This window comes from Spirillospora sp. NPDC046719 (genome assembly GCF_040645715.1).
Classification (GTDB): Bacteria; Actinomycetota; Actinomycetes; order Streptosporangiales; family Streptosporangiaceae; genus Spirillospora.
The window spans coordinates 1-6,965 of sequence record NZ_JBEYYT010000469.1 but is presented as its reverse complement, the minus strand read 5'-3'; the positions used below and the strand labels follow the sequence as shown (position 1 = coordinate 6,965).

At 73.3% G+C, this 6,965-nt stretch carries 9 protein-coding genes and 1 pseudogene; 7 read left to right on the top strand and 3 right to left on the bottom strand.

Features of this window, described 5'->3' with window-relative positions:
* Nucleotides 1-48: 48 nt before the first annotated feature.
* The gene (locus ABZ914_RS43305; protein ID WP_500200583.1) at nucleotides 49-1,080 is read right to left on the bottom strand and encodes a CU044_5270 family protein; all 1,032 of its coding nucleotides are present in this window, start codon (nucleotides 1,078-1,080) and stop codon (nucleotides 49-51) included.
* Nucleotides 1,023-1,496, bottom strand: a pseudogene (locus ABZ914_RS43300) (RNA polymerase sigma factor); the annotation flags it as partial. The pseudogene ABZ914_RS43300 and the gene ABZ914_RS43305, both read right to left, overlap by 58 nt.
* A gap of 239 nt (nucleotides 1,497-1,735) precedes the next feature.
* On the opposite strand from ABZ914_RS43300, the gene ABZ914_RS43295 reads away from it, so the two are divergent.
* Nucleotides 1,736-2,641, top strand: coding sequence for a polysaccharide deacetylase family protein (locus ABZ914_RS43295; RefSeq protein ID WP_500200582.1), 906 nt, complete (start codon nucleotides 1,736-1,738; stop codon nucleotides 2,639-2,641).
* 52 nt (nucleotides 2,642-2,693) lie between these two features.
* Here the strand turns inward: ABZ914_RS43295 and ABZ914_RS43290 are convergent, their stop codons facing one another.
* Entirely contained in the window at nucleotides 2,694-2,942 is a 249-nt protein-coding gene (locus tag ABZ914_RS43290) for a putative acetyltransferase (protein ID WP_151545574.1), read from the bottom strand.
* A 112-nt stretch (nucleotides 2,943-3,054) separates the two neighbouring features.
* Between ABZ914_RS43290 and fdxA the strand changes: the two genes are divergently transcribed.
* From fdxA to ABZ914_RS43260, 6 genes are all read left to right on the top strand, one after another.
* Nucleotides 3,055-3,381 (top strand): ferredoxin, encoded by a 327-nt coding sequence (gene fdxA / locus ABZ914_RS43285; RefSeq protein WP_190860953.1) that lies wholly within the window; start codon nucleotides 3,055-3,057, stop codon nucleotides 3,379-3,381.
* A gap of 168 nt (nucleotides 3,382-3,549) precedes the next feature.
* Nucleotides 3,550-4,635 carry a succinyldiaminopimelate transaminase gene (gene dapC, locus ABZ914_RS43280; protein WP_190860951.1) on the top strand — a complete coding sequence of 362 codons (1,086 nt, stop codon included), beginning with the start codon at nucleotides 3,550-3,552 and terminating at the stop codon, nucleotides 4,633-4,635.
* A gap of 183 nt (nucleotides 4,636-4,818) precedes the next feature.
* The gene (locus ABZ914_RS43275; protein WP_190860949.1) at nucleotides 4,819-5,451 is read left to right on the top strand and encodes a DUF4178 domain-containing protein; all 633 of its coding nucleotides are present in this window, start codon (nucleotides 4,819-4,821) and stop codon (nucleotides 5,449-5,451) included.
* Nucleotides 5,452-6,054 carry a DUF2617 family protein gene (locus ABZ914_RS43270; RefSeq protein WP_500200581.1) on the top strand — a complete coding sequence of 201 codons (603 nt, stop codon included), beginning with the start codon at nucleotides 5,452-5,454 and terminating at the stop codon, nucleotides 6,052-6,054.
* Entirely contained in the window at nucleotides 6,051-6,485 is a 435-nt protein-coding gene (locus ABZ914_RS43265; RefSeq protein WP_387022307.1) for a DUF4247 domain-containing protein, read from the top strand. The genes ABZ914_RS43270 and ABZ914_RS43265 overlap by 4 nt, the downstream gene beginning before the upstream one ends.
* 10 nt (nucleotides 6,486-6,495) lie before the next feature.
* Nucleotides 6,496-6,921: a DUF350 domain-containing protein gene (locus ABZ914_RS43260; RefSeq protein WP_190860943.1), complete on the top strand. Its 426-nt coding sequence runs from the start codon at nucleotides 6,496-6,498 to the stop codon at nucleotides 6,919-6,921.
* The last annotated feature ends 44 nt before the right edge of the window (nucleotides 6,922-6,965 follow it).

Genomic DNA, 6,965 nt, shown 5'->3' with positions numbered 1-6,965 from the left:
GCCGCCCCCGCCCGCCGTCCGCGGTCCGCGAGGGCGGCGCGCCGCGCGTCAGGGCCGCCGTCCCGCGCCGTCGACGATCGCGGACACCTCGACCGCCTGCTCGTTCATGACGGTTCCGGCACGGATGGTCTCGGGGCCGCCCCGCTTGCCGGGGAGCTTCGGAAGGCGCTGGTCCTTGGCCTGGACGATCCGCCGCCCGAGGTAGTCGTACGTCCCGAGGGCCAGCAAGAACTCCAGCCGCTCCCCGTCCCGGCCGGTACGGGAGACGGTGGTGCCGGGACGTCCGAGCGCGTCCCTCGTCCCCTCCTTCACCTGCACGCCCGGGATGCGGGCCAGCGCACGGAAGACGGCGGCGCGCCGCGAGTCCGGCGTGGACGGCCCCTGCCCGAGGAAGTCCGCGAGCCGGCCGAACACCCACTGGTCCCGGCCGTCCTCGCCGGTGTAGAGCCGCCCGCCGTTCTCGGCGTTGTACGACGCCGCGCGCTGGTCGATCCTCGCCAGCAGCGCGGCCGGGTCGTCCGGCAGCGCGCGCAGGTAGTCGTACCACTGCGCGGGCGAGCGCTCCTCGGCGTCGCCGTCCCGGCCCGTCCGCGAGACGACCAGCCGCGGCTTCCTGCCCGGCCGGGCGTCGTACCGGGCGGTCTCGCGGCCGTCGAAGCGGACCCAGCTCTCCAGGTGCCGCATGGCGGACGGAGCGCCCTCCATGCCCGCCTGATACGTCCTGGTGTAGACCCACTGGTGCGGCGCCGGGCGCCGGTCGGGGCGGCCCGCGACGGTCTCCGCGGCGCGCTCCAGGATCCGCGTCGCGCTCACCGGACGCGCGGCGACCGGCCGCGGAGCGGGGTCCGCGCCGTCCAGGGCGACCGCCGCGACAGCCGCCGCCGCGGCCGCGGCGACCCCGGCCGCCAGCCCCGCCCGCCATGCCGGGACGTGGACGCGGCGCCGGCCGCGGGCCTCACGGACGAGCCGGTCGCGGCCGGGCGCCAGCCGCTCGGGCCCCGGCTCCGGCCCCGGGACCGCACCGTCCCGACGGGGATCGACAGCGCCTCGGCGACCTGGTCGTAGGACAGGTCCGTCCACGCGACGAGCAGCAGCACGTCCCGGTCGCCCCGCGGCAGGCCGGCCAGCGCGCCGGCGAGCGGCCGGGAGGCGGCCGCCGCGCTCACCCGCGCGTCCACCCGGTCCATGGCGTCGGTCACCGGGTCGGCGCCGGTGCGGGCCAGCGCCCGCAGCATCCGCGTCTCCGCCCTGCGGTGCTTGCCGATGAGGTTCGCCGCGATCCCGTACAGCCACGGCCGCGCGTCGGGGCGCCCCGGGTCGTAGCGGTCGCGGCGGCGGAACGCGGCCAGGAACGTCTCGGCCACGACGTCGTCGGCGGCCTGCTCGCCGAGCCTGCGCGCGACGTACCGGTGGATGGAGGGCGCGTGCCGGTCGTACAGGGCCGCGAACGCCTCGGGGTGCCGCCCGGACCGTTCGATGAGGCGCGCGTCGGTCACCCGTCATCACCCGCAGGGGCGGCGGGAGTTCACGGCCGCAGGGGAGCGCCGGTGGAACCGGAGGGCGACACTTCTCTCACCCGGGGTGGCGCGGGGGGCCGGTACCGGCTGCATCATGGGGCTGCGTCCCCCCGTCGCGCCCCAAGGACGATCTTGGTAATCCGGACCTTGGTGACGTGTGTTGCGAGTGAGGCGCAGGGTAAGAAGCGGCCCGAGGCAACACGTTACGGGGGTGCGTGGTGCGGATCAGGACATTCGCCATCATCGCGGCCGGTCTCCTGCTCGTCTCGGGATGCGGTCACGCGGAGAAGAGGCAGGCGCGGACGGCCGGCCACCAGGTCGCGGCCGGGAAGAAGGCGCGGACGGCGCCGCGCCCGCAGCAGCCGCCGGCCCAGCGGAAGATCGACTGCGACCGGACCAAGTGCGTCGCGCTGACGTTCGACGACGGTCCGGGCCCGTACACGAACGGGCTGCTCGACGTGCTGAAGAAGGAGGGCGTGCGCGCCACGTTCTTCCTCATCGGGCAGAACGTCCAGAGCTTCCCGGCCGCCGTGCGCCGCGAGGTGATGGAGGGGCACGAGATCGGCGACCACAGCTGGAACCATCCGCAGCTCACCGCGATGTCGCTGCCCGCCGTCAAGACGCAGATCCAGCGCACCCAGGACGCGATCACCAAGGCGTCCGGCGGGATCAAGCCGACCATCATGCGCCCGCCGTACGGCGCGACGAACAAGCGCGTCGGGCAGACCATCGGGATGCCGCTGATCCTGTGGAGCGTCGACACCGAGGACTGGCGCTACCTGAACACCGCCCGCGACACCCGGGTCGGGATCAAGGAACCGCAGGCCGGCGGCATCATCCTGTTCCACGACATCCACAAGCCGAGCGTGAAGGCGATCCCGGCGGTCATCGCGGGGCTGAAGAAGCGCGGCTTCACGTTCGTCACGGTGTCGGAGCTGTTCCAGAACCGGCAGCTGAAGCCCGGCCAGACCTACTCCGAGCTGCTGCCGCCCAAGACCGCGTCCCCGGCGCCCGTCACGGCCAGCCCGCCGCCTCCCGGCTCGCCCGCCGGCCCAGCGCCGTCGAAGTCGGGTCCCGCGCCGTCCAAGTCAGGCCCCGGGCAGCAGCAGGCCGAAGGCCACTGACGCTCCCGAGGGGCGCCCCGGCCTGGTCGCGCCGGCCTCCGCGCGAACGCCGTCAGACTCCGCGGCGCTTCGGCGGGGGCATGGGCGGGACGACCTTGCCCGCGACCACGATCTCCTCGGGCACCTCGACCAGTTCGCCGTTGCGACGGCGCACCTGGAGCGTCTTGTTGGACCAGGATTCGAGTACGCCGACCACGTCGCTGTACTCTCCCGTTGGCAGACGACGGCGCAGCGAGACCCGCTGACCCACGTCCGCGCTACTGATGGACACCACCAGGCGCGCGGCAAAGCGGCCAGACATGTGAGGACCCCCATGTCGAATCGACTGCGCGGTGGTGGCCATACTATTCACAGCGAGCTTGCGGTGAGCCGTGACGTGCGGCGGGGCCGGAAACCCGAGAGGAGTCACTGACGTGACCTACGTCATTGCGCAGCCCTGCGTGGACCTGCTCGACAAGGCATGCATCGAGGAGTGCCCGGTCGACTGCATCTACGAAGGGAAGCGTCAGCTCTACATCCACCCGGACGAGTGCGTCGACTGCGGTGCGTGCGAGCCGGTTTGCCCGGTTGAGGCCATCTACTACGAGGACGACGTCCCCGACCAGTGGAAGGACTTCTACAAGGTGAACGTGGAGTTCTTCGACGACCTGGGCTCGCCCGGCGGCGCCTCCAAGGTGGGCAAGATCGACAAGGACCACCCGATCGTCGCGGCGCTGCCCCCGCAGAGCCAGGACGACTGATAACGGGCTGAAACCGGCCGGTGCGGCGGGTCGCGACCTTTCGGGAGCGTCCCGGCGACGGTCATTGCGGTTCAACGCATCCGGGCCGTGGTCTACCGCGCATTCCGCGGGAGGCCACGGCCCTGCTGATTCGGGGCGCCCGCGCGTCCCGGCGAGGAGGGCTGGGTCTTGTTCACGCTGCCGGACTTTCCGTGGGACCGGCTGGAGCCGTACAAGAAGCGCGCGGCCGAGCATCCGGACGGCATCGTCGACCTGTCCGTCGGCACCCCCGTGGACCCGACGCCCGACGCCGTCCGCAAGGCGCTCGCCGAGGCGTCCGACGCGCCCGGCTACCCCGCCACCTACGGCACGCCCGAGCTGCGCGAGTCGGTCGCGGGCTGGCTGCGGCGCCGCGCGGGCGTGACCGGCGCCGACCCGGCCGCGGTGCTGCCCGTCATCGGCACCAAGGAGCTGGTGGCGTGGCTGCCGACGCTGCTCGGCGCCGGCCCCGGCGACAAGGTCGTCTTCCCCGAGCTGGCGTACCCGACCTACGACGTGGGCGCCCGGCTGGCGGGCGCGGAGCCCGTCGCGACGGACGGCCTGCTGAAGCTCGGCCCGGTCCGCCCGAAGATCGTGTGGGTGAACTCGCCGTCCAACCCGACGGGGAAGGTGTTGCCCGCCGAGCACCTGCGCAAGGTCGTCGCGTGGGCGCGCGAGCGCGGCGCGATCGTGGTCAGCGACGAGTGCTACCTGGAGTTCGGCTGGGACGAGGAGCGCCCGCCCGTCTCGGTCCTGCACCCGGACGTGTGCGGCGGCTCCCACGAGGGCCTGCTCGCGGTGAACTCGCTGTCCAAGCGGTCGAACATGGCGGGCTACCGCGCCGGGTTCGTCACCGGCGACCTCGCGATCGTGAAGCGGCTGCTGGAGGTCCGCAAGCACGCGGGGATGATCGTTCCGGCGCCGGTGCAGGCGGCGATGGTCGCGGCGTTCGACGACGACGGGCACGCCGACGAGCAGCGCGCCCGGTACGCGCGGCGCCGCGCCGGCCTGCGCGCCGCGTTCGAGCGGCACGGGTTCCGCATCGACCACTCCGAGGCGTCGCTGTACCTGTGGGCGACGCGCGACGAGCCGTGCTGGGAGACCGTCGGGCACCTGGCGTCGCTCGGCATCCTCGTCGGCCCCGGCGAGTTCTACGGGACGGCCGGCGCCCGGCACGTCCGCATCGCGTTCACCGCCACGGACGAGCGCGTCGCCGCGGCCGCCGCCCGCCTCTGACCCCGCCTCCGCAAGCCCGGAGACCACGTACGACCGGAACCCGGATCCGCCCTCGCGGATCCGGGTTTTCCACATGAAACCGGATCTTCCGCCTTTGCGTCTGATCGCGGTATGGGCGTGGACCGCCACAATCGGTAGGATCCGCAGGTCTCCGCCCGCTTTTCCGGGCGCGTCGTTGGAGGGATGTCCGTGGGTGGTCCCGAGCTGGTGCTCGCGATAGCGCTGATCGTCGCCGCGGTGGCGGTGGTGGTCGCGGTGGTCGTGCTCGTCGTGGTGCTGAGCCGGCGCCGGTCGTCCCCGCCGCCCGCTCCGGCGGTGCCCCACGACCCGTTCGCGCCCGAGCAGAGCGTCGCGGGCGACCCGCGCACGCTGAAGGCCGGCGACATGGTCGAGTACCTCGGCACCCGCTACTTCGTGCGCGGCTCGCTGCGGCTGCGCGAGGGCGGCTTCACCTGGTCGGAGCACCTCCTGGACGCCGACACCATCGAGGGCCAGAAGGTGTGGCTGTCGGTGGAGGAGGACCCGGACCTCGAGGTCGTCTTCTGGACCGAGTACGAGATCGGCGACCTGCGCCCCGGCGACCGGACCGTCACCGTCGAGGGCGTCGAGTACCGCCGCGACGAGCACGGCACCGCCGACTACACCAGCGAGGGGACGACCGGGGTCGGCGTCCGCGGCCGCGTCGAGTACGTCGACTACGAGGGGCCGGGCGGCCGCTACCTGTCGTTCGAGCAGTACGGCGGCGGCCAGTGGGAGGCCGGGCTCGGCGAGCGCGTGCCCGCCGGCACCATGACCATCTACCCGGGCAGCGGCTGAATGCTGACCGTCCTCGACACCCCCTACCAGGACGCGCGCGCCGACGGGCTGTCGTACGCGCTCGGCCTTCCGCCGCTGGACGCGCTCGCCGTCCTGCCGGTGGAGCGCGGCGGGCTGACCGTCCAGCTGCGCCTGCTCGGCGCGTCCCACCAGGTGATCGCCGGGCCGCTCAGCGAGACCGTGGCGTGCCTGCCGGGGACCGGCGCCGAGCCGCTGCCGGGCAGCGCCGCGACGACGCTGCCGGGCTGGTCCTACGCGTTCACCGCGACGACGGCCGTGCACCCCGACGACGCGGCGTTCGGCCGGGCCGTCGAAGGGATCTGCGCGCGGCTCGCCGACCGCGGCGACGCCCTGACCGGCGCCTTCCCCGGTTCGCGGTACGCCGTCACCGCCCTCGCCCTGGACGGCGCGGGCCTGGACGGCGTTGCCCTGGACGGCGCGGGCCTGGACGCCCTGGACATGCGCACGGACGGCGCGGCCAGCGGCGGAACGGGCGCGGAGAACACCGAACAGCGGGCCGGGATCGGCTGGCACACCTGGCACGCCTACCCCCAGACCCGGGAGATCGTGATGACGCGGAGCCGGTTGGTGAGACCTACATGAACAGCACGCACCGGGCCGCGGCCGGCGGGGCGGCCGCCGTCCTGCTGGCCGTGGCGCTCGGCGGCTGCGGCGACTCGCAGTCGTCGTGGCTGGCCAAGAAGTACCACAAGATCGGCTACAACACCTTCCAGTCGTCGCAGCCGCCGCGGACGGTCGCGTCGGCGATCAACCGCAAGTTCAAGGCGATCGACCGCGTCGACGACCTCGCGACGTACGGCAACGGCGGCGGGGTGTTCCTGCGCTACCCGAAGCTGGTCGTCGGGGTGACGCCGTACGGCGGCGGCAGCCACATCACCCTCGACAAGCCGTCCGGCGGCTACAACCGCTACTACTCCCATGTCGGCCACCGCTGGAGCGCGCCCGGCAGTGGCGGCTGGAACAAGCACGGCATCGCGTCCTTCCGCGGCGGCGGTCCAGGGTCGGGCAAATGAGGAGCAACGGATGAACGACATGGCTCATGACATCGGCGCGACCTTCGCCTACGGCGCGGTCGGCATCGCGCTGATGGCGATCGGCTACCTGGTGGTGGAGGTGACGACGCCCGGCCGTCTCGGCCACCAGATCTGGACCGAGGGCAACCGGGGCGCCGCCCTGCTGCTCGGCGAGAAGCTCCTCGGCATCGGCGCGATCGTCACCACCGCGATCGTCACCAGCGACAACGACCTGAGCAACGGCCTGGTCGACACCGCCGTGTACGGCGCGATCGGCATCGTGCTGATGGTGGTGGCGTTCTACTTCCTCGACATGATCACGCCGGGCAAGCTGGGCGCGACGCTGGTCAACGGGGAGGCGATCCATCCGGCGGGCTGGGTGGTCGCCGCCGCCGACATCGCCGTCGCCGCGATCGTGGCCGGGGCGGTCTCCTGACCTCCCGCGACCTCGACCGGACGGCCCCGCCGCCGGCCGCCGCC

What these genes read in the sequence shown, in the direction of transcription:
- ABZ914_RS43270 (WP_500200581.1), top strand. Translation starts at nt 5,452, where the DNA reads ATGCTGACCGTCCTCGACACCCCCTACCAGGACGCGCGCGCCGACGGG.
- ABZ914_RS43265 (WP_387022307.1), top strand. Translation starts at nt 6,051, where the DNA reads ATGAACAGCACGCACCGGGCCGCGGCCGGCGGGGCGGCCGCCGTCCTG.
- ABZ914_RS43290 (WP_151545574.1), bottom strand. Translation starts at nt 2,942, where the DNA reads ATGTCTGGCCGCTTTGCCGCGCGCCTGGTGGTGTCCATCAGTAGCGCG.
- ABZ914_RS43260 (WP_190860943.1), top strand. Translation starts at nt 6,496, where the DNA reads ATGAACGACATGGCTCATGACATCGGCGCGACCTTCGCCTACGGCGCG.
- ABZ914_RS43275 (WP_190860949.1), top strand. Translation starts at nt 4,819, where the DNA reads ATGTCCGTGGGTGGTCCCGAGCTGGTGCTCGCGATAGCGCTGATCGTC.